The 22,579-nt window shown below is 56.5% G+C and carries 20 protein-coding genes; 8 read left to right on the top strand and 12 right to left on the bottom strand.

The window, feature by feature from the left end; genetic code table 11:
* The 3 genes from rhtC to pldA are packed head-to-tail and all read right to left on the bottom strand — an operon-like array spanning position 1 to position 3,406.
* Positions 1–627 (bottom strand): threonine export protein RhtC, encoded by a 627-nt coding sequence (gene rhtC / locus A6U95_RS13640; RefSeq protein WP_024529543.1) that lies wholly within the window; start codon positions 625–627, stop codon positions 1–3.
* Between the two features lie 12 nt (positions 628–639).
* Positions 640–2,472 (bottom strand): ATP-dependent DNA helicase RecQ, encoded by a 1,833-nt coding sequence (recQ, locus tag A6U95_RS13635; protein ID WP_024484660.1) that lies wholly within the window; start codon positions 2,470–2,472, stop codon positions 640–642.
* 55 nt (positions 2,473–2,527) lie between these two features.
* Positions 2,528–3,406, bottom strand: coding sequence for a phospholipase A (gene pldA / locus A6U95_RS13630; protein ID WP_065684872.1), 879 nt, complete (start codon positions 3,404–3,406; stop codon positions 2,528–2,530).
* Positions 3,407–3,608: 202 nt separating this feature from the next.
* Between pldA and A6U95_RS13625 the strand changes: the two genes are divergently transcribed.
* On the top strand, positions 3,609–4,079 hold the full coding sequence (locus tag A6U95_RS13625; protein ID WP_065684871.1) for a thioesterase family protein: 471 nt from the start codon (positions 3,609–3,611) through the stop codon (positions 4,077–4,079).
* A 101-nt stretch (positions 4,080–4,180) separates the two neighbouring features.
* On the top strand, positions 4,181–5,068 hold the full coding sequence (rarD, locus tag A6U95_RS13620) for an EamA family transporter RarD (RefSeq protein ID WP_021807769.1): 888 nt from the start codon (positions 4,181–4,183) through the stop codon (positions 5,066–5,068).
* Here rarD and A6U95_RS13615 read toward each other — a convergent pair.
* Together A6U95_RS13615 and corA are read right to left on the bottom strand one after the other, a co-directional pair.
* Positions 5,060–6,121, bottom strand: coding sequence for an AbrB family transcriptional regulator (locus A6U95_RS13615; protein ID WP_065684870.1), 1,062 nt, complete (start codon positions 6,119–6,121; stop codon positions 5,060–5,062). The two genes, rarD and A6U95_RS13615, sit on opposite strands and share 9 nt — an antisense overlap.
* Positions 6,122–6,253: 132 nt before the next feature.
* The gene (corA, locus tag A6U95_RS13610; protein WP_024484663.1) at positions 6,254–7,204 is read right to left on the bottom strand and encodes a magnesium/cobalt transporter CorA; all 951 of its coding nucleotides are present in this window, start codon (positions 7,202–7,204) and stop codon (positions 6,254–6,256) included.
* A 446-nt stretch (positions 7,205–7,650) separates the two neighbouring features.
* Between corA and A6U95_RS13605 the strand changes: the two genes are divergently transcribed.
* The gene (locus A6U95_RS13605) at positions 7,651–8,124 is read left to right on the top strand and encodes a WbuC family cupin fold metalloprotein (protein WP_065684869.1); all 474 of its coding nucleotides are present in this window, start codon (positions 7,651–7,653) and stop codon (positions 8,122–8,124) included.
* Between the two features lie 194 nt (positions 8,125–8,318).
* Here the strand turns inward: A6U95_RS13605 and uvrD are convergent, their stop codons facing one another.
* The 6 genes from uvrD to A6U95_RS13575 all read right to left on the bottom strand — a co-directional run bounded on the left by uvrD (position 8,319) and on the right by A6U95_RS13575 (position 13,972).
* Positions 8,319–10,481, bottom strand: a complete 2,163-nt coding sequence (gene uvrD / locus A6U95_RS13600) for a DNA helicase II (RefSeq protein WP_021181533.1) — start codon at positions 10,479–10,481, stop codon at positions 8,319–8,321.
* A 77-nt stretch (positions 10,482–10,558) separates the two neighbouring features.
* Positions 10,559–11,275: a 5-amino-6-(5-phospho-D-ribitylamino)uracil phosphatase YigB gene (yigB, locus tag A6U95_RS13595; protein ID WP_065684868.1), complete on the bottom strand. Its 717-nt coding sequence runs from the start codon at positions 11,273–11,275 to the stop codon at positions 10,559–10,561.
* A complete protein-coding gene (xerC, locus tag A6U95_RS13590; protein WP_065684867.1) occupies positions 11,275–12,186 on the bottom strand; it encodes a tyrosine recombinase XerC in 912 nt (303 codons plus the stop codon). The genes yigB and xerC overlap by 1 nt, the downstream gene beginning before the upstream one ends.
* Positions 12,183–12,887, bottom strand: coding sequence for a DUF484 domain-containing protein (locus A6U95_RS13585; protein WP_024529535.1), 705 nt, complete (start codon positions 12,885–12,887; stop codon positions 12,183–12,185). Before A6U95_RS13585 ends, xerC begins: the two co-directional genes overlap by 4 nt.
* Positions 12,884–13,708, bottom strand: a complete 825-nt coding sequence (gene dapF, locus A6U95_RS13580; RefSeq protein ID WP_021181537.1) for a diaminopimelate epimerase — start codon at positions 13,706–13,708, stop codon at positions 12,884–12,886. Before dapF ends, A6U95_RS13585 begins: the two co-directional genes overlap by 4 nt.
* A gap of 69 nt (positions 13,709–13,777) precedes the next feature.
* A complete protein-coding gene (locus tag A6U95_RS13575) occupies positions 13,778–13,972 on the bottom strand; it encodes a lipoprotein (RefSeq protein ID WP_282440812.1) in 195 nt (64 codons plus the stop codon).
* Positions 13,973–14,050: 78 nt separating this feature from the next.
* On the opposite strand from A6U95_RS13575, the gene cyaY reads away from it, so the two are divergent.
* Entirely contained in the window at positions 14,051–14,371 is a 321-nt protein-coding gene (cyaY, locus tag A6U95_RS13570; RefSeq protein WP_024529533.1) for an iron donor protein CyaY, read from the top strand.
* A 37-nt stretch (positions 14,372–14,408) separates the two neighbouring features.
* Here cyaY and A6U95_RS13565 read toward each other — a convergent pair whose 3' ends face one another.
* Positions 14,409–16,967, bottom strand: a complete 2,559-nt coding sequence (locus tag A6U95_RS13565; RefSeq protein ID WP_065684866.1) for a class I adenylate cyclase — start codon at positions 16,965–16,967, stop codon at positions 14,409–14,411.
* A gap of 314 nt (positions 16,968–17,281) precedes the next feature.
* Here A6U95_RS13565 and hemC point away from each other — a divergent pair, with 314 nt between their 5' ends.
* From hemC to hemY, 4 genes are read left to right on the top strand one after another with little or no spacing between them, the layout of a single operon-like run.
* Positions 17,282–18,223: a hydroxymethylbilane synthase gene (hemC, locus tag A6U95_RS13560; protein WP_065684865.1), complete on the top strand. Its 942-nt coding sequence runs from the start codon at positions 17,282–17,284 to the stop codon at positions 18,221–18,223.
* On the top strand, positions 18,220–18,960 hold the full coding sequence (gene hemD / locus A6U95_RS13555) for a uroporphyrinogen-III synthase (protein WP_024529531.1): 741 nt from the start codon (positions 18,220–18,222) through the stop codon (positions 18,958–18,960). Before hemC ends, hemD begins: the two co-directional genes overlap by 4 nt.
* Positions 18,961–18,982: 22 nt before the next feature.
* Positions 18,983–20,107, top strand: a complete 1,125-nt coding sequence (gene hemX, locus A6U95_RS13550; protein ID WP_024529530.1) for a uroporphyrinogen-III C-methyltransferase — start codon at positions 18,983–18,985, stop codon at positions 20,105–20,107.
* Positions 20,108–20,110: 3 nt separating this feature from the next.
* On the top strand, positions 20,111–21,304 hold the full coding sequence (gene hemY, locus A6U95_RS13545; RefSeq protein WP_024529529.1) for a protoheme IX biogenesis protein HemY: 1,194 nt from the start codon (positions 20,111–20,113) through the stop codon (positions 21,302–21,304).
* Positions 21,305–22,579 lie beyond the last annotated feature (1,275 nt).

Here is a 22,579-nt window from a genome sequence, read left to right as displayed (position 1 = left end):
TTAACGGGTAAAAATCAGGTGCAGGCCAAAACCGGTGAACAACACCCCGGCCAAGCCGTCGATCCATTTCGCCATCCGCTGATAGCCCCGGCGCATGGCGGGTAACGCGAAGATGATCGCCACCAGGGTAAACCAGATAAAGGTTTCACCCGTGATCAAAGCAAACAATCCCCAGCGCGCTCCGGCACCAACATCCTCACCGACAAACAGCGAGAACACACTACCAAAGTAGATAACGGCCTTGGGATTGGAAAGGTTGGTGAGCAAGCCACGGATAAAGCTGCGGCCCGGCTTGGGTAACGCCACCTTCACCTCTTCTGCCGGAGCAGTTTGCGCATTCTGGCTACGGGCGGAACGCAGCAGTTGCCAGCCCATCCAGCACAGATACAGGCCACCGCCCACCATGATGATCTGGTGCAGCCAGGCCATCTTTTGCAGGATCAGGTTCAGCCCCAGCAGCGCCACACCGGCCCAGACCATGACGCCAAGGGAGATCCCCACCACGCCCATCATCGCCTCGCGACGGGAACGGCTGGCTGCGGTTTGCGATACAAAAAAGAAGTCCGGCCCTGGGCTCATCAGCGCAATCAAATGCACCATCGCCACCGTTAAAAACAACATCAGCATGATTGATTATCCTTATTCGTCGTCACCGTCGAGGTGAGCGCGGATCATCGCCATAAATGGCGCACCAAAACGTTCCAGCTTACGCTGCCCCACGCCGTTGACGCTCAACAACTCGCTGGCCCTGATCGGCATCTGTTCGGCCATCTCCAGCAGGGTTGCGTCGTTGAACACCACGTACGGTGGGATGTTCTCTTCGTCGGCAATCGATTTACGCAGCTTGCGCAGTTTGGCAAACAGCTTGCGATCGTAATTGCCGCCGTAGGATTTCTGATTGGCGCTGCTGCGTACCTTGAAGCTCTGGATACGCGGCACCGCCAGCTGTAGCACCACTTCGCCACGCAGCACCGGGCGCGCGGCCTCGGTCAGTTGCAGCGCCGAATGCATCGCAATGTTCTGGGTGATAAAGCCCAGATGGATCAGTTGGCGCAGCACGCTGGTCCAGTGTTCGGTGGTCTGATCGCGGCCAATGCCGTACACCGGCAGCTTTTCGTGACCAAACTCCCGGATACGCTGGTTATTGGAGCCGCGTAGCACCTCCACCACATAGCCAATGCCGAAACGTTGCCCAACGCGGCCAATCGCCGACAGTGCCTTGCGGGCATCCTCCAGGCCGTCATAACGCTTGGGCGGGTCAAGGCAGATATCGCAGTTGCCACAGGCCTGCTGCTTGCCTTCACCGAAGTAGTTCAACAGCACCAGGCGGCGACAGGTTTGCGCTTCGGCAAATGCTCCCATCGCGTTGAGCTTATGGCGTTCGATATCCAACTGCTGCCCCGCCGGTTTCTCTTCCAGGCAACGGCGTAACCAGGCCATATCCGCCGGGTCATACAGCAGGATCGCTTCCGCTGGCAGGCCATCACGCCCTGCGCGGCCAGTCTCCTGATAATAGGACTCGATGTTGCGCGGAATATCGAAGTGCACCACAAAACGCACGTTGGGTTTGTTGATGCCCATGCCGAAGGCTACGGTGGCGACCACCACCTGTAAATCATCACGCTGGAAAGCTTCCTGCACCTGGGAGCGACGTTCGTTGTCCAGCCCTGCGTGATAGGCCCCAACGCTCAATCCACGGCTTTGCAGACGCGCGGTGGTGTCTTCCACCTTGGCGCGGCTATTGCAGTAAATAATGCCGCTTTTACCGCGCTGGTCCTGCACGAAGCGCCAAAGTTGGTCGAGCGGTTTAAACTTCTCCACCAGCGTGTAGCGGATATTGGGCCGGTCGAAGCTGCTGATCTGGATCAGCGGCTCGTCTAGCGCCAACAAACGCACAATATCTCCCCGCGTGGCTTCATCGGCCGTGGCCGTCAATGCCACTACCGGCATGGTCGGGAAACGTTGCTTCAGTTGGCCCAGTGCACGGTATTCCGGGCGGAAGTCGTGGCCCCACTGGGAAATACAGTGTGCCTCATCCACCGCGAGCATCACCGGCGGACAGTGATCCAACAGTTCGAGGAAGCTGTCCATCATCAGCCGTTCGGGGGCGATATACAGCATCTTGATCTGGCCGCTGCGACAGCCCGCCATCACCTCCAACTGCTGCTCCCGCGTTTGCGTCGAGTTATAGCAGGCGGCGGAAACACCATAGGCCAAGAGCTGATCGACCTGATCTTTCATCAAGGAAATCAGTGGGGATACCACCAGCGTCAGTCCATCCATCACCAGCGCCGGGATTTGATAGCACAGCGATTTACCTCCGCCGGTCGGCATCACCACCAGGCAATCCTGGCCGCCGATAATTGCGTTGATAATCGTTTGTTGACCCGGACGGAACTGCTGGTAGCCGAAGGTATCGCGTAATACCTGCTCTGCCAGCAACTCTCTGTTTATCACTGCTGCGGTTGACACACACTTCCCCATTTATCGCTATCACGGTGCCTGACTGACACCGTTATTACCTAAACTACATAATATCGTTAAGCATGACACCAACACCCAGCCGTGTCTGCTTGAAGTTGTAATCAATCATCGATTCGCCATAGCCGCTGAACACCTGGGTGTAGAAACGCACATGGCTGGTAATTGGGTAGCTCCAGCCCAACTGCGCGCCGCCATATCCGCTATTCCAGTTGTATTGGCCTTCTGCACTGAACACGCTTTCCCCCAAGGCATAACCCACCGTCAGGCGGTAATAGCCCATATACTTGGTGATATCCGGGTTATCGTCGCTGCTGTCTCTTTCCGAGAAGCGGAACCAGGGTTTGACCTCGACCTGCCAGTCGCCGTTCTGCGCCATCAGGCGTGCATAACCACGGTTCCAGCTACGTGAGGTAGGATCTTCACGGCCATTGGACTCATGGTTCAGCCCCACTTCGATATCACGCAGCGTCCAGCCGGCAAACTTATACGCCGTGGCCCAGCCGACAAAAATTTGCGGTTCGTAGTTGGTTTCACGAAACGGTGAGGATTCGTCATGGTTGGAAAGCTGCCACCAGGACCGCTGGGTGTAAGACGCCCCCAGGACCGAGTTTTCGCCAGCAATGCCACGCCAGATCGGGAAAGCCAGGCTGAGCTGGAACTTCACCTCATCCTTGCGGGCATTTTCCGCCCAGCTATAGGATTCGATCGCTTCTTTGTTCAGATCGCTGGTGTCGGTATAGATCAGGTAGTTCGTTTCATAAGGATACAGAGTGAACGGATTATCATAGTGTTGCAGCATGTTGCCGATGATGCTGCCACGAACCGCCGGTTTATTCAGATTTTTTTGCTCGGTGGCCTCATCGGCCTGCACCACTACTGGCGTAAACAGCATCGCCATCACAATCCCAGACAGAACGCGCATAATTTAGTTCACTCTCGAAAGATAAGGAAAAACCCAGAAATAAAAGCAGGTCATTTTACACACATTGCAGGATTTACCGCACTAGTGAATACATTTATCTGTCAGGCCTGGAAAGCAACAAAAGATAAGCATAAAATCCACAAGTCATTAACCTGGACTGACCAGTACATCGGCTGGCAAAACTCACATGAAGAAAGGAACTATGTCACACACAACTTTGACCCTCGAGGCCGCCCGCCAGAAAATAGGCGAAATCTTCGTCTACCACATGCCGTTTAACCGTGAGTTGGGGCTGGAGCTACGCCGCTTTGAGGACGACTTCGTTGAACTGAGCTTTACCAACCAGCCTAAACTGGTGGGCAATGCCGCCCAGAAAATCCTGCATGGCGGCGTGATCGCATCCGTACTGGATGTTGCCGCCGGGCTAGCGTGCGTGGGCAGCGTGCTGATGCGCCAGGATCCGCTGATTGAAGAAGAGCTGGCGGCCCGTCTATCGCGCATGGGGACGATCGATCTGCGCGTCGACTATCTGCGCCCAGGCCGTGGTGAGCATTTTGTTGCGTCCGCCAGCGTACTGCGCAGCGGTAATAAAGTGGCGGTAGCCCGCGTTGAGCTGCACAACCACGATGGCTTACATATCGCCAGCGCCACTGCCACCTACCTGGTGGGCTAACGGTGCCAGCCGGTTGTGATCTATAAACCACACAATTGTGGGACACGGCCGGTTATCTTCAGTAAAATCACCGCATCTCCCTTTCCCACCCGGTAACCGTCATGGACGCACAACAAACGCGGCAGGGCATTTTCTTTGCTCTGGCCGCCTATTTTATTTGGGGTATCGCCCCCGCCTATTTCAAGCTGATCCAACAAGTCCCTGCCGATGAAATCCTCACCCACCGGGTGATCTGGTCGTTCTTCTTTATGCTGGGGCTGGTGTCATTGGGCCGCAACTGGCCGCAGGTGCGGGCCGCCTGTAAAAACCGCAAGCGGCTACTGCTGCTGGCCGTTACCGCGCTGCTGGTGGGAGGGAACTGGCTGCTGTTTATCTGGGCGGTGAATAACCACCATATGCTGGAGGCCAGCCTGGGCTATTTCATCAATCCGCTGGTGAACGTGCTGCTGGGGATGCTGTTCCTGGGAGAGCGTTTCCGCCGTATGCAATGGGTGGCCGTAGCCTTGGCCTTTACCGGAGTGCTGGTGCAGCTGTGGCAGTTTGGTTCGCTGCCGATCATCGGGCTTGGCCTGGCCTTCAGCTTTGCCTTCTACGGCCTGCTGCGCAAGAAGATTGCCATTGATGCACAAACCGGCATGCTGATCGAAACCCTGTGGCTGCTACCGGTGGCCGCCATCTACCTATTCCTGATTGCCGATAGCCCAACCAGCCATCTGAGTGCCAACCCCTGGTCGCTGAATTTACTGCTGGTTGCCGCCGGAGTGGTCACCACCGTTCCACTGCTGTTCTTTACCGCAGCGGCCACCCGCCTGCGCCTGTCTACGCTCGGGTTCTTCCAATATCTGGGGCCAACGCTGATGTTCCTGCTGGCGGTCACCTTCTACGGTGAGACCATCGGCCAGGATAAGCTGGTGACCTTTGGCTTCATCTGGGCGGCGTTGGTGTTGTTCCTGTTGGATGCCTTATACCAGCAACGAAAGCTACGTTGATTGCACTGGCTGGGCGTGGTTAGAGATGAATCTGGCCATCGCCGGGCCGGTCAGCAAAATAGTAAACAGCCGCAGCGTCTGCATCGCCATCACAAAGGTCATATCAACCCGGCTGCCTGCGGCGATGATCGCCACGGTATCCAATCCACCTGGGCTGGTGGCCAGATAGGCCGTCAGCAGATCGACCGGCAGGAACTGGGTCAACATCCACCCCAGCCCACCGCAAAACAGCATCAGCGCGACAATCGATACCACCATCTGCGGCAAGGTGCGCAACGCCAGCAGGAAGATGGCCCGGGTAAAACGCAGCCCGACGCTCCAGCCAATCAGCGTGTAGGCCAGCGCCAGCAGCCATTCGGGCACCTGTAACGTCATGGTGCCGGTAGAATGTAATGCCGCCCCCGCGATCATTGGCAACATTAGCGCACCGGAAGGAATGCGCAGGCGTGGTCCTAACCAGGAGCCAATAACGGCTACGGCCAAAGTACCGGCAAAGCGCCAGTCGAGGGCGGGGAACCACTCCAGAGCGGCGCTCCCATGCCCAGCTTCATCTCCCAGGCCGATACGCGCCACGACCGCTGCTGCCGTCGCGACAAACAGCACGCGAAGATACTGCATAAACGCCACCAGCCGCACATCTGCACCGAAATCTCCCGCCATCGCTACCATCGCCGATGCGCCGCCAGGGGAAGATCCCCAGGCACCGGTAGGGCCGGGCAGACCACTGAAACGCACCAGGCACCAGCCGGAAACGCCGCTCGCCAACAGCGTCGCGATCAGCACCAACAGCACCAGCGGCCAGTCATCCAACAAGGGGGTAAGAATATTGGGCGAAAGGCTTTGGGCAATCATGCAGCCCAAGATTGCCTGTGCCGCAATAAATAAGGGGCCAGGGATGCGCACCGAAGCGCCGAGCAGCCCCATCGCGACGCCGACAATCATCGGCCCCAGCAGCAAGGCGGCAGGAATATGGAAGGCCTGTAGACCAAACCCCAACACCAGCGAAGCCAGCAGCAGGATCAGCCATTGAATGACGCGCGGGAACTTCTCCATTAAGACGCATGCCTTACGAGCCGATAAGCAGTGGGGATATTCTACCCCGGTTTAACGGGCGAAAGAGGGGATCATTGAAGATAAAATGGGGCGGTGGTGTAGGCCACCACCCGAAGCGTACGAGAGCCGGATTTAAAGCCAGTTCTTGCGTTTGAAGTAGAGATAAGGTGCCAGCCCCGCCACGATCATCAGTGCAATCGCCCCCGGGTAGCCGAACGACCAACGCAGCTCAGGCATAAACTCAAAGTTCATCCCATAGCTTGAGGCCACCAGCGTCGGTGGCAGGAACACCACCGATACCACCGAGAAGATCTTGATGATGCGGTTCTGTTCAATATTGATAAAGCCCATCGCCGCCTGCATCAGGAAGTTGACCTTCTGGAACAGCGATTCGTTATGCGGCAGCAGGGATTCGATATCGCGCAGCACTTCCCGCGCCTGTTCCAACTGGCTGGTTGGCAAACGCGCCTTGCGCACCAGGAAATTCAGCGCGCGTTGGGTATCCATCAGACACAGGCGTACCTTCCAGCCAATATCTTCCAGCTCCGCCAGCGTGGACAGCGCTTCATCATATTCGTCGCCCTGGTGCCCTTCCATAATCACCCGGCTGAGCTTTTCCAGATCGCTGTAGACGTTTTCTATCTCGTCGGCCAACTGCTCAATTTTGGTTTCAAACAGATCCAGCAGCAGCTCGTAGGCGTTGCCGTCCACCATTCTTATGCTGCGCGCACGCATCCGATAAAGCCGGAAAGCGGGCAGTTCGCGTTCACGCAGGGTATACAGGCGGCCATCGCGGATGGTGAAAGCCACGGTAGAGTTGCCCGCGTGATCCTCGGCGTCTTCGTAGTAAAAAAAGGAGTGGATATGCAGGCCGTCATCGTCTTCGAAGAAACGGGCCGAGGCTTCGATATCATCCAGTTCGGGGCGTGTCGCCAGGCTTTGGCCCAACTCATTTTGCACGCGCTCGCGTTCGCCCTCCTCCGGCTCGACCAGGTCAACCCACAGCGACGAGGTCAAATCATCTGAGTCATCCAACTCCAGACGGGATAAGCGGCTGTTATCTAATTTAAAAGCGCTTAGCATGTGCCAAAACTCCCTAATGGTAACGGGGTAGACAACGCATTGAAGCACAGAAAGCGAGGGAAGTATGCAATACCGGCTCGTTCCAGACCATGAAGAGATCTGACTCGGAGCGACGCTGGGGAGGGTCGCCGACAACCACGAAGGGTATCAGCGCAATGGGATAGCCTTAGAAGTTGTACCTGGTGTCCAGGTCTGTGAGCCAGTATCTACTGGGTGTGTCCAAGGCGTGTGTCCTCATTGATATTCGTGCGCGCATGTTACGCCGAGAAGAAAAAGCCTGTCAACCGGTTAGGGTGGATAATCGCGCAACAATTCAGCACGCTCGCGGCCAGTTTGTAACACTCCCGCAACCTTGACCATGCCTGATGGAAAACCGCGTCGCGATCTCTGACCGCAGCCACGAATCTTGCTAAGATTAGCGCACAGAAATATTGCGGATTGACGACATGAAACAGATTACCGCCCACGACCTGACGACCATGAGTGAACAGGCAGCTACACTTCCACGCCTGCGTGCCCACCGTACCTTACATGAAGAGCTGAGCGATCCAGTGCAACGCCTGGCCATTGCCATGGAGCCCGGCACCTATATTCGCCCACACCGCCACCCGCAGACCTGGGAGTTACTCACCCCGCTGCGTGGCCGTTTCGTGGTGCTGCAGTTCAATGACGAAGGCGTGGTCACCCAACGCACCCTGCTAGGCGAAGAAACCAAGGTGCTGGAGATGCCGGCGTTTACCTGGCATGCCGTGCTATCTGTCGATCCGGGTGGCGTGGTGTTTGAAGTGAAGCAGGGCCCTTATCAGGCGCTCGGTGAAGACGATTGTATGCATTGGGCTCCACCGGAAGGTGGCGAGGGGATCGAAGCGGTGATGCGCTGGTATGCCACTGCAAAGGTGGGTGACCGTTTCGCTCACTAAATATCGCCCCCTCACCTTCTCCCACAGGGGACCGATCGAGTTGGCCTAAAAAAACGGTGATACATCATGTACTTTTGTTGACTCACCTCAGGTGAAGATAAACTCAATTTTTGCTGAGATTATCTTCTTGCTTCCAACAGAGCAGGGACTTTGAGCGCCCTCTCCCTGTGGAAGAGGGTTGGGGTGAGGGGATGTTATACCGTTTCCAGCTTGGCGTAAGCTGCTACCAGCCACTTGATGCCTTCACCCTGAAACGCGATCTGCAACCGGCTGTGTTCACCGCTGCCTTCCAGGTTGACGATGGTGCCCTCGCCAAACTTGGCATGGCGCACGCGCTGCCCAAGCTTGTAACCAGTGTCGTTTTCACTGATCGGCGTCCCCATCCGGCGGTGGCTTACCGAGCGGGAAACGCTAGCCCGCAGGCGCACCTCTTCCACGCAGTCTTCCGGGATCTCACCGATAAAGCGTGATGGCCGGTGATACACCTCTTTACCATACAGGCGGCGGGTTTCCGCATAGGTCAGCGTCAGCTTTTGCATCGCACGGGTCAGGCCAACATAGGCCAGACGGCGTTCCTCTTCCAGGCGGCCACCTTCATCCAGCGACATCTGGCTTGGGAACATGCCCTCTTCCATGCCGACGATAAATACCTGGCGGAACTCCAACCCTTTGGCCGAGTGCAGGGTCATCAGTTGAACCGCGTCCTGATAAGCATCTGCCTGCCCTTCTCCCGCTTCCAGCGCGGCATGGGACAGGAAGGCCTGCAACGGCATCAGATCCTGATCTTCATCCTGGTAGCTGTATTGGCGCGTGGCCGTGACCAGTTCCTCAAGGTTTTCGATACGCGCCTGACCCTTCTCGCCCTTTTCCTGCTCATACATGATGAACAGCCCGGAATCGCGGATCACCCGGTCGGTTTGCACATGCAACGGCATTTCGGCGGTTTCGTGGGCCAATGAGTCCACCAACTCCAGAAAACGCTGCAGGGAGGACGCTGCACGGCCCGCCAGCACCTTATCTTGCAGCAGCGCACGCGTAGCCTGCCACAGCGTCAGCTGGCGGTCTCGTGCCGCCTGGCGCACTACGTCTAGGGTACGATCGCCAATGCCACGCGTTGGGGTATTCACGACGCGCTCAAAGGCTGCATCATCGTTACGGTTGGCGATCAGCCGCAGATAGGCCAGAGCATCCTTGATCTCCTGACGTTCGAAGAAGCGCATGCCACCGTAAATGCGGTATGGCATGGCAGTTTGCAACAATGCCTCTTCCAGCACGCGCGATTGGGCGTTGCTGCGATACAGGATGGCACAGTCGTTCAGCGCGCCGCCGTTGTCCTGCCAGGCCTTGATGCGGTTAACCACAAAGCGGGCTTCATCCAGTTCGTTGAATGCGCAGTAAATCGAGATCGGCTCGCCTTCGGCCCCTTCGGTCCACAGGTTTTTGCCCATGCGCCCGTCGTTATTGGCGATCAGGGTGTTGGCAGCCTTCAGGATGGTGCTGGTCGAGCGGTAGTTCTGCTCCAGACGCACCGTTTCCGCACCGGGGAAATCCTTCAGGAAACGCTGGATGTTTTCCACCTGTGCACCACGCCAGCCGTAGATCGACTGGTCATCATCCCCCACGATCATCACGTTGGCCTTGCCCCCGGCCAGCATGTGGATCCAGGCGTACTGGATGCGGTTGGTGTCCTGGAATTCGTCCACCAGGATATTGGTGAAGCGCTCACGATAATGATTGAGGATATGCGGCTTGTTCAGCCACAGCTCATGGGCGCGCAACAGCAATTCGGCAAAATCGACCAGCCCTGCACGATCGCAAGCCTCTTGATAAGCCTGATAGATCCGCAGCCAGGTGGCTTCCACCGGGTTACCGTAGCTTTCGATATGCTGCGGGCGCAGGCCGTCGTCCTTCTTGCCGTTGATGTACCACATCGCCTGGCGCGGCGGCCATTGCTTCTCGTCAATGTTCAGCGCCCGCACGATGCGTTTCAGCAGGCGCAGCTGATCTTCACTATCCAGGATCTGGAAGTCCTGCGGCAGGTTGGCGTCCATATGATGAGCGCGCAGCAGGCGGTGTGCCAAGCCGTGGAAGGTGCCGATCCACATGCCGCCCTGGCTGGTGCCAATCAGGTGTTCGATACGGTGGCGCATCTCTGCTGCCGCCTTGTTGGTGAAAGTCACCGCCATGATGGAGTACGGCGAGCAGTTCTCCACCGCCAGTAGCCAGGCAATGCGATGCACCAGCACCCGGGTCTTGCCGCTGCCTGCACCGGCCAGCACCAACAGGTTGCTGCGTGGCGCAGCCACGGCTTCGCGTTGTTTATCATTCATGCTGTCGAGCAGGTCGGAAACGTCCATAGGCACCATTGATTGGTAAAGGGAAAACCCGCTTCCACGCGCTTTCCACTGGGAATTTATACAGAGTTCTGCTGGGATTATAACAATGCTGTCAGCGATGCCAACTGCGAAATCTCAATATGTGGTAGCAGACGGCTGTCAGCCACCTGCATCAGGCTGCGCTGACGGTCGTTGATCCAGCAGGCTTGCAGGCCCGAACGCAGCGCCCCAGCAACGTCGGTGGTCAGGTCATCCCCGACGTGCAGAATGTGTTCTGGCGCCACGCCCAACCTTTCGACCGCCAGTTGATACATATCCTGATACGGCTTGGCGCGCCCATCTGGCCCGGAGCGCAGTACAAACTCGAAGTATTGCTCCAAGCCGCACTGGGCCGGATCGGCATTGCCATTGGTGATCGCCACCAGCGGATAACGTTGCCCCAGCGCCCGCAAGGTAGCGTGAGTGGCTTCCGGAACATCGATCCGGCTACGCCAAAGGGCAAAGTTCTGCATGGCGGCATCCGCACCGATGGACGCTTCAGCATCGCGCAGCCCCTGACGGCTCAACGCCAGGTGGACCGCCCGCCAGCGCCATTGAGTAACGTCGTGGTAAATCTCCGGATCCTGTTCACGCAGTTCCTGCCGTAAACGGTGGAAGTCCGCCGACTGGAAGTGGCTCAATCCCGGATGGTAGTTCTGCAAAAAGGCCACCGACTCATGCTCGGTCTGCTTGATCACCGGACGGTTGTCATACAGCGTATCGTCCAGATCGAAAGTCAGTGCGGCCAGCGGGCGTAACGGACGGTAAAAGTGCATCAGGATTTCCCTCGTTTGGCGCGTGGATGCGCGGCATCGTACACGTTCGCCAGATGTTGAAAGTCGAGGTGGGTATAAATTTGCGTGGTGGTCAGGTTGGCGTGCCCCAGCAACTCCTGCACCGCGCGCAGATCGCCGCTCGATTCCAGCATATGGGTGGCAAAGGAGTGGCGCAGCTTGTGCGGATGGATATGGCTGTTGACGCCCTGCTTGACGCCCCACTCGGCAAAACGTTTCTGTACGTTGCGCGCCGAGATGCGCTTGCCCTGATTGGAGAGGAACATGGCATCATCCTGCGGCGCGAACAGATCGCGCAGCGCCAGCCAGTGTTCCAGCCAGGTGACCGCCGTACGGCCTATCGGCAATTTGCGTTCTTTGCTGCCTTTCCCCAGCACCCAGATCTCACCGCCGCCCAGATCGACATGGCGGCAATCCAGCCCCACCAGCTCGGCCAGACGCAGCCCGGCCCCGTACATCACTTCCAGCATTGCGCGATCGCGAACCGCCAGCGGATCGTTAAGATCGATGTTCAGCAGCTGGTTCATTTCATCGACGTCGATATTCTTCGGCAAATGACGGCCACTGCGCGGTGTGCGGATGCCTTTGGCAGGGTTGGCGCTTATCACGCCCTGGCCGACCAGCCAGTCCAGAAAACTGCGTAATGCAGAAAGGCGCAACGCCAGGCTTGAAGACTGTAACCCGGCGCGCTTACTGCGGGCTGCCAACTGACGCACTCTGGCGGCATCCAGCATCGGCCATTCACTGATGCCCAGTTCGCCTGCCATGGCGATCAATGCCTGCAACTGGCGCGAATAGCTGATCTGAGTCAGTGGGCTGAGTTGCCTCTCCACCTTTAAATAACGCAGGAAAGCGTCCACCAGCGGTTGCAGGTTGGCCGCTACGCCGGTCATGCGCGTTCTATCCAGCGTTCCAACAGTTTTGGCAACATACGCGCCAGTTGGCCGAGCATCACGGTGCCCATCCCCTGTTGATAATGTTGAGTATCGCGGCTGCTGAAGATCACCATGCCGAGATCGCCCTGCTCCCCCAACAACGACAGCGCCACGGAGCCAACCTGTTTGGCCTGCGGCAACAACAGCAGCAGTTCGGGGCCATTAAGGTTGCCGAGGTAGTGATAGCGATCCCCCAGGCGTTGAATTCGCAGCGGCTCAAACGCCGAGCGCGCCAGGCCAAGATGGGTGAAGTCCGACGGTGCGCCAATATTCCAGCGATCGGCAAACAGGCGGATATTCGCCCCTGCCAACCCAAACCCGCGCGCCCAACGCTGTAAGCGGTTGAGCATATCCTGCAGGCTGCTGGCGGTGGCCAGGTCGGCCTGTAGATGCAGCAGGCTGCCAAACAGCGATTCGTTAGCGCTGGCCTGCTCCATCAGCAAGGTGATCTCTTCTTCCAACTGGGTGATTTGGTTGCGCTGACGCGCCAGATGCCACTCCACCAACGATACCGTGCCCCGCACCGGGTGAGGCACTCGCATCTGTTCAACCAGCCGCGCATTGCGCATAAAGAAGTCCGGATTCTGCATCAGAAATTGCATCACCGAGTCATCATCAAGCTCAACGCCCGTGGCTATTCGATCGTCAACCTGCTTCATAAGTGAATAAATCCGTCATAAACATGGGTGGCCGGGCCGGTCATAAATAACGGCTCTCCTGGCCCTTTCCAGCGGATATGCAGGCTACCGCCGGGCAGTTCGACATGCACCTCTTCCGCCAGCAGCTCTTGCTGAATGCCCACCGCCACGGCGGCACAGGCACCACTGCCACAGGCCTGAGTTTCACCGGCACCGCGCTCATAAACCCGCAGTTTGATGTGCTCACGGCTCACCACCTGCATAAAGCCGATGTTGGCACGTTCCGGGAAGCGATCGTGTCCTTCCAGCACCGGTCCCAACAGCTCCACCTTGGCAGTTTTCACGTCGTCCACCTGCAACACACAGTGCGGGTTACCCATTGAGACTACGCCGCACAGCACCGTATGTTCCGCCGCGCGCATAATGTAGGTCTTTTCCGCTTTGGTGGCGCGAAACGGTACAATCTGCGGATCGAAATTCGGCTCGCCCATATTGACGCACACCAGGTCATCATCGGTGACGCTCAGGATCATGCGCCCGGTCTGGGTGCTGACGCGGATATCACGCTTGTTGGTCAAGCCTTTCAAGCGCACAAAGCGGGCAAAGCAGCGGGCGCCGTTACCGCACTGGGCCACTTCACTGCCGTCAGCATTGAAAATACGGTAATGGAAATCGAGTTCGGGATCGTACGGCGGTTCTACCACCAGCATCTGGTCAAAACCCACGCCCAGATGCCGGTCGGCCAGACGGCGGATCAGCTCAGGTGAAAAGTAGACGTTCTGTGTAACGGCATCGACCACCATAAAGTCGTTGCCTAAACCGTGCATTTTGGAGAACTGCATATCATACTCCGCTATCTGGACGACGTACCGTCTGATACTTATGGTGGCATCAACCACCATAAAGGCTCATTACTGATTGATCATCGACGGTTGCTGCTGAGTGCCAGCGGGTTCTTGTTGGTTTTTGCTAACGGTACCAGCACTGGTTACCGGTTGCTCTGCCGGTTTGTCCTTCGGTGGAAAATACAGCGGGCCCTTCAGGCCACAGCCAGAGAGCCCGGCCAGCAAAACGGCCATCAGCGCATAGCGTAGTTGTTTTTTCATTTGCATTAATGCCTGTAATTCATGCGTCCAAGCTCACTATAATCGCAGGTGGATCATGAAAAGCAATAGGAATCGAATATGAACGATAGCGAGTTTCACCAGTTGGCCGACCAACTGATGCTGAATATTGAACAGACCCTGGACGATTTTGATGGTGATGCGGATATCGATTACGAAACCAACGGCGGGGTGATGACGCTAAGCTTCGAAAACGGCAGCAAGATTGTGATCAACCGTCAGGAGCCGTTGCACCAGGTGTGGCTGGCCACCAAGGCCGGAGGCTATCACTTTAACTATCGTGACGAGAGCTGGCAGTGCGATCGCAGCGGCCGGGAATTTTATGAGTTACTGAGTGAAGCGGCCAGCACACAGTCCGGCGAGACGGTCAGCTTTAGCTGAGTTCTGCTGATGGGGCGCAATACTGCGCCCTCAAGCATTAATGCAGTTGGAACTGTTGCTTCAGAGGCTGTGCGACATTGCCGTCGGCGACCGTGATACACAGGTTCGACAACGCATTGCTGCGGAATGGGATCACCTGGGTGCGCCCATCGAGATGGACTATCTGATAAAACTGCGGCAGGTTGAAGTTGATAAAGCTGGAGCCGTAGGTAAAGCGATCGTGTGAGGAGGAATAGAAGCGGCTGACATCGCGCACCAACTCCTCTTTGCTCCCTTCACAATGGTGATACACCTCAACCCGGTTCGACTCATCCAGAATGTAAATGTTGAAGCCTTTATCATCCGTGGTGTCTTCAAAGAAGAACTGGATAATCCCCTCACTGGCAAAACCATCGACTACCGGTGGCAAATGCACCTGATCGGTTTCTACCTTGATCGACAGACCATGCAGTTTGTTGTTGGAGATAGCCCCATAGAACTCCACGGCGTTTTCCAGCTTCTGCACCGACACGCTCAGGCGTTCGAAGAACAGGCCCCAGGTTTGCCCGGCCACACGCACCGCTTTAAACCGGCCCGGCTCCAGGCGAGTGCTGGAAAGACGCAGCTCGATACACTCGGAAACCAGTTGTTGAATGCGGGTACGGATCAGGCCACGCAGGTGCTGGCTATAGCAGAATACCTCCACCGATTCCGGCGGTGCAGCATCCTGATGCATCTTGCCCAGAATGGTCTTCAACGCTTCAAGCACCGACTGCTCACCGCTGAAATGCAGGGTACGCACTTCGTTCCATGAGTTGCGGTACAGCAGATCGATACTGCCAACCAAGCATTGCTGCTGTTGGCCAAAGCTGAACACGTCCAGCTTGCGGAAATCGAAATGCACCACCTGATTACGGAAGGCCGCCGTCGGGTCGTTTTCCAGGTTGACGATAATCGCCAGATGGCGGATTTCGCACGGGCTGTAGAGCGCTTTCGGCGTCGGAGCGGCCAAGCGCAGCGGGAAATGGTGCGACACGTCGGTAACCAGTTCCTGCAGTTTGGCGGTGTCGCAGATATTACCGCTCTTGATATGCAAACGGGTGCGTGAGGTGAGCAGGCCGTTGAAGTAAGCCCAGGCCACCAACTTGTTGAGATAGCGGTTATATTCCAGCGGCTGATGGCTGACGATCGAGCTCATCTCCGGTGCCTGATTGTACAGGTACCAGCCGGTGCGGTTGGCGCGGCCAATCGGCACGTGAATAAAGGTCAGGTCGTTTTCTGACAGGTCTGGTGAAATTTGCGGGTTCACCAGCGTCACCTTACCCGGCAGTGCCTCAAAGGCCGCGTACAGTTTACGGGTCAACACTCCGATATCCTGCGGGCTGGCACTGACGCTGAGATTGTTGCGGCGAGCGAAACGGATCAGGTTGCGATAGCTTTGCATCATCGCATCCAGCAGTTCGTTATGGGCTTCGCGCACCCGTTCGATCTTCCAGTTAGCCCGGTTATCGAGGATCTCCAACCGCTCTTCGTCCCAGCCCCACTCACTGACCAGTTGGCTGAGGATTTCCCGCCGCCAACCGATGGTGGCGTTGTTGGATTGCGACAGCTTCTCGCAGACCTTCAGATAGAAGCAGCGGCGAACTAGGTCAAGGCGGGTGGTGTCGTTGATTTCAGTCAGGTAGTGGGTGACGCGCTCCAGCATCATGCAATAGGCATCGAGGCCGAAGCAGACGATCTCCCCCTGGTGCAGACGATGCTTGATCCCCATCGCCAGCAACTGCGTTTTCGGGTATTCCCATGAATAGGCTTCGAGCAGCAAGGTTTTCAGCACCGCCTTGTAGGGCGAATCGATGCTCTTATACAGCTGCCACAGGCTGGCACCGAAGTACTCTTCGGCAGAGAGCGTGCTCAATCCGCCAAGATCCAGCCACTCATTCGGGGTTAATACCCCCTGGGAATAGAGCGAAAGCACATATTCATCGTAATGCGCTTCCTCTTCGCCCGGCACCATGTTCCACAGGATACGTTTCCCTGCCAGGCGTACGGCTGTGCGGTAGAACTCATCGAGCAACAGAATATGTTGGGTTGAGCCGCAGTCTTCACCGCCCAGGCTGCCGCTTTCGTTGTGGCGGAAGCGGTTTTCGTCGATCAGGAAGAAGCTGACTTCCACCCCCATCGAGGCCGCCCATTTCTCCAGCAGGCTGCATTTTTGCTGCAGGCGGCTGCGTTCCTCGTTGTCTAGCCAGGATTGGTGGCAGACCCAGATATCCAGATCCGAGGTGCAGCTCTGGCCGATCGAGGAGGTGCTGCCCATGGAATAAAGCGCCGTAATCGGCAGTTCGCCCGTGGCCATTTTTTCAAACGGGCTGCCCCATTTGTCTTCTAGATCATTGAGATAAGTTTGTTGGGTTTCATCAGGCGTGTAGATACAGATGCCATGGGGAACGTTACCGTTGAGGTAGCCCGGCATCAGTGGGTGATGGTGGTGCAATAAGGTAGGCAGCAGACTGTAGACCCGTTGGAACGCGGGCTTCATGGCCGCCAGGGCACGATCGACACGTAGTTGGTTGATCGCATCCAGTCTTTGTTTCAGTGTCTCGATGTAGAGGTACAAGACGTCTCGCCTGATTATCCCGATGCTTGAAAAAAACCCGTATTCCCGCTGCGTCTTTAGTTTAGAAGAATTTTTGACGACTTATTGCTGGAAACGTGATCAATCTAACACCTTGCTGATTGACCGTAAAGGAGGTAAAGCGACACACTTATCCTAGCGCTTCTATAAATGATTTACCCGCAGTGTGAACTGCCGCCAACTTCCCCTCACGCCCCTTTGATTCCGTTGTCCTTTCTCCGCCTGTGGCTTCTTGCACTGACAGTTTTGATCCTCAGTGGTAGGATGGACGGCGAATTATAAAAACGGTAACCAGCATGTTAGACAAAATTATTCGAATTGCCACCCGTCAGAGCCCACTTGCCCTATGGCAAGCACACTATGTTCAGCAGCGCCTGATGGCTAGCCATCCGGGCCTGCAGGTGGAACTGGTGCCTATGGTCACGCGCGGCGACATCATTCTGGATACGCCGCTGGCCAAGGTTGGCGGTAAGGGCCTGTTCGTCAAAGAACTTGAGCTGGCTCTGCTGGAAGGCCGGGCAGACATTGCCGTGCACTCAATGAAAGACGTCCCCGTCGACTTCCCCGCCAGCTTGGGGCTGGTCACCATCTGTGAACGTGACGACCCGCGTGACGCTTTCGTCTCCAATAACTTTGCCTCGCTCGATCAACTGCCGCTAGGCAGCGTGGTAGGTACCTCCAGCCTGCGCCGTCAATGCCAGCTGCGTCGCCGTCGCCCGGATCTGATCGTGCGCGATCTACGGGGCAACGTCGGCACAAGGTTGGGTAAGCTGGATAACGGCGATTACGACGCCATTATTCTGGCCGTGGCCGGGTTAAAACGTCTGGGCCTGGAACAGCGTATCCGCTGCCCACTGAGCGCGGAAGAATCCTTGCCTGCCGTCGGCCAGGGTGCGGTCGGTATCGAATGCCGCCTTGACGATGACGTCACCCGCGCTTTGCTGGCCCCTCTCAACCATCGCGAAACAGAAATCCGTGTCCGCGCCGAACGGGCGATGAACACCCGGCTGGAAGGGGGCTGCCAGGTTCCCATCGGCAGCTATGCCGAGCTGACAGGCGATGAACTGTGGTTACGTGCGCTGGTCGGTGCCCCTGATGGTAGTCAGATGGTCTGCGGTGAACGCCGTGGCCCGTCGGCACAGGCTGAGCAAATGGGTGTAGAACTGGCAGAAGAACTGTTGGCTGCCGGTGCCCGTGAGATCCTGCATGACGTTTATCAGGGAAATCCTCCTGCATGACTATTCTGGTAACCCGCCCTTCTCCCGCCGGGGAACAACTGGTGAGCCGCCTGCGCGCACTTGGCCGGGTTGCCTTTCACGCGCCGCTGATCGACTTCGCCCCCGGTAACGATCTTGTCCGCTTACCTCAGGGGCTGGCAGAGTTGCAGGCGGGCGATTTGGTGTTTGCCCTATCGCAGCACGCCGTCAGCTATGCCAGTTCGGTCATCAATCGTGCCGGGCTTCAATGGCCTGGCCAGTTGTCCTATTATGCTATTGGCCGCACCACCGCACTGGCAATGCATCGCATCAGCAGCCTGCCGGTAGACTATCCGCGTGAACGTGAAATCAGCGAAATGCTGTTGCTGCTGCCCGCGTTGCAACAGCTCACCGGTAAACGGGCGTTGATCATGCGGGGCAACGGCGGCCGCGAACTGCTAGGCGAGACGCTGGCTGAGCGGGGTGCAGTGGTAAGCTATTATGAATGTTATCAACGCAGCCCGGTGCACTATGATGGCAGTGAGCAAAGCGCCCACTGGCAACGTGCCGGTATCAATACGCTGGTAGTGACCAGCGGCGAAATGTTACAACAGCTCTATACTTTAGTTCCTGATTACTATCGCTCTTCGTGGCTGTTACGTTGCCGCCTGATAGTCGTCAGTGAACGTCTTGCTACCCTTGCCCAGGAGCTGGGTTGGAGCACGATTCGGGTAGCTGAAAACGCAGATAATGACGCGCTGATCCGCGCGCTACAATAACCTGACTATGGGATGTGCCACTATGACGGAACAAAACACTCCATCCGCCGCGGTTGAAGAATCAAACCCAGCGGTTGAGAGCCCCCAGCAGCCAGCCGCTGACCACCGGAAAGGTAAGAACACCGGCCCGGTATTGGGTGCGATTGCCATCGTGCTGGTCATCGCTCTGGGTGCTGGCGGCTATTATCACACGCACCAGCAGGCTCAGACATTGATCGCCGCCAACCAGGCCTTGCAGCAACAGTTGGCAGAGCTTAAGCAGAGCCAGCAGCAGGAAAAGAGCGCGCTGGAAGGCTTGCTGCAACAGCAGGGGAAAACGCTGGAGGCCACCGATCGCGAGCAAACCTCGCTGGTGCGTCAGCTCAATGAACTGCAAGATAAGGTTGCCACCATTTCCGGCAGCGATGCCAAAACCTGGCTGCTGGCACAGGCGGACTTTCTGGTGAAAATGGCAGGCCGCAAGCTGTGGAGCGATCAGGATGTCACCACCGCGGCTGCGCTGCTGAAAAGCGCCGACGCCAGCCTGGCAGAGATGAACGATCCGAGCCTGATCGATATTCGCCGCGCCATCACCGAAGATGTCGGCACCCTTTCCGCCGTGGCGCAGATCGATTTTGACGGCATCATCCTGAAGGTCAACCAACTGTCCAACCAGGTCGACGACCTGCGTCTGGCGGATAACAACCGTGACGAACGGCCAATGGATGAAGACGACGGCGAGCTGTCCAGTTCGTTGAGCGAATGGCGTCAAAACCTGACCAAGAGCTGGCACAACTTTATGGCGGACTTTATTACCGTCCGCCGTCGCGATAGCAGTGCCGAACCGCTGCTGGCGCCGAATCAGGATGTCTACCTGCGTGAGAATATCCGTTCGCGCCTGCTGGTTGCCGCACAGGCGATCCCTCGTCATCAGAACGAAGTGTATAAACAGTCGCTGGAAACGGTATCGACCTGGGTACGCGCCTACTTCGATACCACCGATCCGGCTACCAAGGCATTCCTGGAAGAGTTGGACAACCTGAGCCAGCAATCGATCTCCATGGACGTGCCGGGCCAGCTGAAAAGCCAGCCGATGCTGGAAAAACTGATGCAGACCCGGGTACGTAATCTGTTGGCCCAGGCCCCTGCCACTCACCAGGAGGGATAAGCCATGTTACGCGTGTTATTCCTGTTTCTGGTGCTGATTGCCAGCCTGGTGCTGGGGCCGATGCTGGCCGGGCACCAAGGCTATGTGCTGATCCAGACCGACAATTACAACGTCGAAACCAGCGTGACCGGTCTGGTGATTATGGCAGTACTGCTGTTCCTGGTGCTGTTTGTCATCGAATGGATCCTGCGCCGCGTCTTCCGCACTGGCGCGCGCACCCGTGGCTGGTTCCTTGGCCGCAAACGTAGCCGCGCCCGTAAGCAAACCAAAGAGGCGCTGATCAAACTGGCGGAAGGGGATTACAAGCAGGTAGAGAAACTGCTGACCCGCAATGCCGATCATGCCGAGCAACCGGTGGTGAACTACCTGCTGGCAGCGGAAGCTGCACAGCAACGTGGCGATGGCTTCCGCACCAACCAGTATCTGGAGCGTGCCGCCGAAGCTGCCGATACCGATCAGTTGCCGGTAGACATTACCCGCGTGCGTATTCAGTTGGCGCAGGGTGAAGCCCATGCGGCACGGCACGGCGTCGATCGCTTGCTGAACCAGGCACCACGTCATCCGGAAGTGCTGCGGTTGGCGGAGCAGGCTTATCTGCGCACCGGAGCTTATGCCTCACTGCTGGAAATTCTGCCTTCGATGAGCAAAATCAACCTGCACAGCGAAGAAGAGCTACAAGCTTTACAGCAGCAGGCCTATATCGGCCTGATGAATCAGGCCATGGCCGATGAAGGCAGTGAAGGGTTGAAGCGCTGGTGGAAAGATCAAAGCCGTAAAATTCGCCACGAAATCCCGCTACAGGTCGCGATGGTGGAACATCTTATTGAGTGTAATGACCATGAACTGGCACAAAGCATTGTGCTGGACGGTCTGAAGCGCCAATACGACGAGCGGTTGGTGTTGTTGATCCCACGTATCAAGTCTGGCAACCCGGAGCAGTTGGAGAAAGCGTTACGCCAACAGATCAAGCAGCATGGCGCGACGCCGTTGCTTAACAGCACACTGGGTCAGTTACTGATGAAGCACGGTGAATGGCAGCAAGCCAGTGATGCGTTCCATGCAGCACTGCAACAGCGGCCAGATGCCTATGACTACGCCTGGCTGGCAGATGCGTTGGATAAGCTGCACCGCAGCGACGAAGCCACACAGATGCGCCGTGAAGGGCTGATGTTAACGCTCAAGCAAAACGGCGAGTAACTTCCCCGGTTGGCTTGTCAGGGCTCAGCATGCCGTGCTGGGCCCTTTTTTTTCCTGAAACTTTCCTTGGGGCAAAAAAAAACACTTGCCGCGAGACAAGTGTATAAAAGAAGCAATCAGGTCTAGGACAACTGGGGTGGTGCCTCACTCAACGTTTTGCCCGGAGTGTGATGAAGCCGTTGCAAGCAACCCTTTCATCGTTCAGGTGGGCAATAGGCACCCTAAAATCGGCTCTGCATCATTCCTGGGTTTATGAGGCCTAAGGCGAACATAAGAAGTGGAATGAGCATCTACGATAGAGATATTGCACTTGGCGTGCCAACTTTTGATTCCTCAGTGTCAACCGGCAAAAATTTAACTCATCATTTTGAATTTAAACGATTTAAAATTATCTCTATTAACCCTCTGATTTTTCCCTCCTGTTCGCTGCGATTTGCCCCTCTACGGATCCTGTCGCCTTAAAACGACGGGTTAATGAGAAGTCTTTTTTATTGATTAAAATCATCAGGTTAAATGTCTCAAACTGACGACAACAGGCATGCCCATAAAGGACAAAAGGAGACAGGTTGAAATTTCGTAGGGTTTGCCAAGATAAAACCGCTCGATAAAACGACTCACGTTAAAATAAAACGTTGGTTTAATATTTTTGTGAGATACATCACAAAATACTTGATCGATTTGGCGGCCGAGTGTAGCCTATTTGTGTGACATGAATCACACTATCAATGACTCTCTGGGGACTGCCACTATGAAACTGATCAACAAAATCATCACCGCTTTCAATAACGTAGACTTCTCATTCGGCACGATCAATCTCTGATTGCCGTCGTAACGCCTGCCTGAAATAAAACGACGGTTATCTGGGGCAAGAACGGCATGATGCCGATATGCTCCAGAAGTCGTTGCGCTGTTTATCCTCCATTTTGCACTCTGCCATTTTTCCAGCGCTTATCTCTGCTTCCTTCTGATCATTCCCTTGTAAGGCCAGCTCTAAAGTCGTCTGTTTCCCCTCACCCCAACCCTCTCCCAAAGGGCGAGGGGGCTGCCCTGAGCCCTTGATTAGCTCGTACCGCTTCGGAAAGTGACGTAAAGACAGGGTATTACACAGAGAAATCAACGAACTCGATCGGTCCCCTCTCCCTTTGGGAGTGTACAGACCGAGGACATCATGAACACTTGTTCGGGGACATGGTAGACACTTACAACATAGGTATGAGTACTTCTGAGTGGAGCTGCTTATGCCGTGGAATGAGAGATCTGCCATGTCATTACGTA

It is taken from the genome of Serratia sp. 14-2641 (assembly GCF_001692375.1).
In the GTDB taxonomy this organism is placed as follows: domain Bacteria; phylum Pseudomonadota; class Gammaproteobacteria; order Enterobacterales; family Enterobacteriaceae; genus Chania; species Chania fonticola_C.
Note: the sequence above shows the minus strand (reverse complement) of the source record. Positions and strands in the feature narration are given on the sequence as shown.

Coding starts and splice junctions, on each gene's coding strand:
- hemX (WP_024529530.1), top strand. CDS start 18,983: ATGACGGAACAAAACACTCCATCCGCCGCGGTTGAAGAATCAAACCCA.
- A6U95_RS13625 (WP_065684871.1), top strand. CDS start 3,609: ATGTCACACACAACTTTGACCCTCGAGGCCGCCCGCCAGAAAATAGGC.
- corA (WP_024484663.1), bottom strand. CDS start 7,204: ATGCTAAGCGCTTTTAAATTAGATAACAGCCGCTTATCCCGTCTGGAG.
- hemC (WP_065684865.1), top strand. CDS start 17,282: ATGTTAGACAAAATTATTCGAATTGCCACCCGTCAGAGCCCACTTGCC.
- hemY (WP_024529529.1), top strand. CDS start 20,111: ATGTTACGCGTGTTATTCCTGTTTCTGGTGCTGATTGCCAGCCTGGTG.
- hemD (WP_024529531.1), top strand. CDS start 18,220: ATGACTATTCTGGTAACCCGCCCTTCTCCCGCCGGGGAACAACTGGTG.
- A6U95_RS13605 (WP_065684869.1), top strand. CDS start 7,651: ATGAAACAGATTACCGCCCACGACCTGACGACCATGAGTGAACAGGCA.
- cyaY (WP_024529533.1), top strand. CDS start 14,051: ATGAACGATAGCGAGTTTCACCAGTTGGCCGACCAACTGATGCTGAAT.
- pldA (WP_065684872.1), bottom strand. CDS start 3,406: ATGCGCGTTCTGTCTGGGATTGTGATGGCGATGCTGTTTACGCCAGTA.
- rhtC (WP_024529543.1), bottom strand. CDS start 627: ATGCTGATGTTGTTTTTAACGGTGGCGATGGTGCATTTGATTGCGCTG.
- uvrD (WP_021181533.1), bottom strand. CDS start 10,481: ATGGACGTTTCCGACCTGCTCGACAGCATGAATGATAAACAACGCGAA.
- A6U95_RS13615 (WP_065684870.1), bottom strand. CDS start 6,121: ATGGAGAAGTTCCCGCGCGTCATTCAATGGCTGATCCTGCTGCTGGCT.
- rarD (WP_021807769.1), top strand. CDS start 4,181: ATGGACGCACAACAAACGCGGCAGGGCATTTTCTTTGCTCTGGCCGCC.
- xerC (WP_065684867.1), bottom strand. CDS start 12,186: ATGACCGGCGTAGCGGCCAACCTGCAACCGCTGGTGGACGCTTTCCTG.
- yigB (WP_065684868.1), bottom strand. CDS start 11,275: ATGCACTTTTACCGTCCGTTACGCCCGCTGGCCGCACTGACTTTCGAT.
- dapF (WP_021181537.1), bottom strand. CDS start 13,708: ATGCAGTTCTCCAAAATGCACGGTTTAGGCAACGACTTTATGGTGGTC.
- A6U95_RS13585 (WP_024529535.1), bottom strand. CDS start 12,887: ATGAAGCAGGTTGACGATCGAATAGCCACGGGCGTTGAGCTTGATGAT.
- A6U95_RS13575 (WP_282440812.1), bottom strand. CDS start 13,972: ATGAAAAAACAACTACGCTATGCGCTGATGGCCGTTTTGCTGGCCGGG.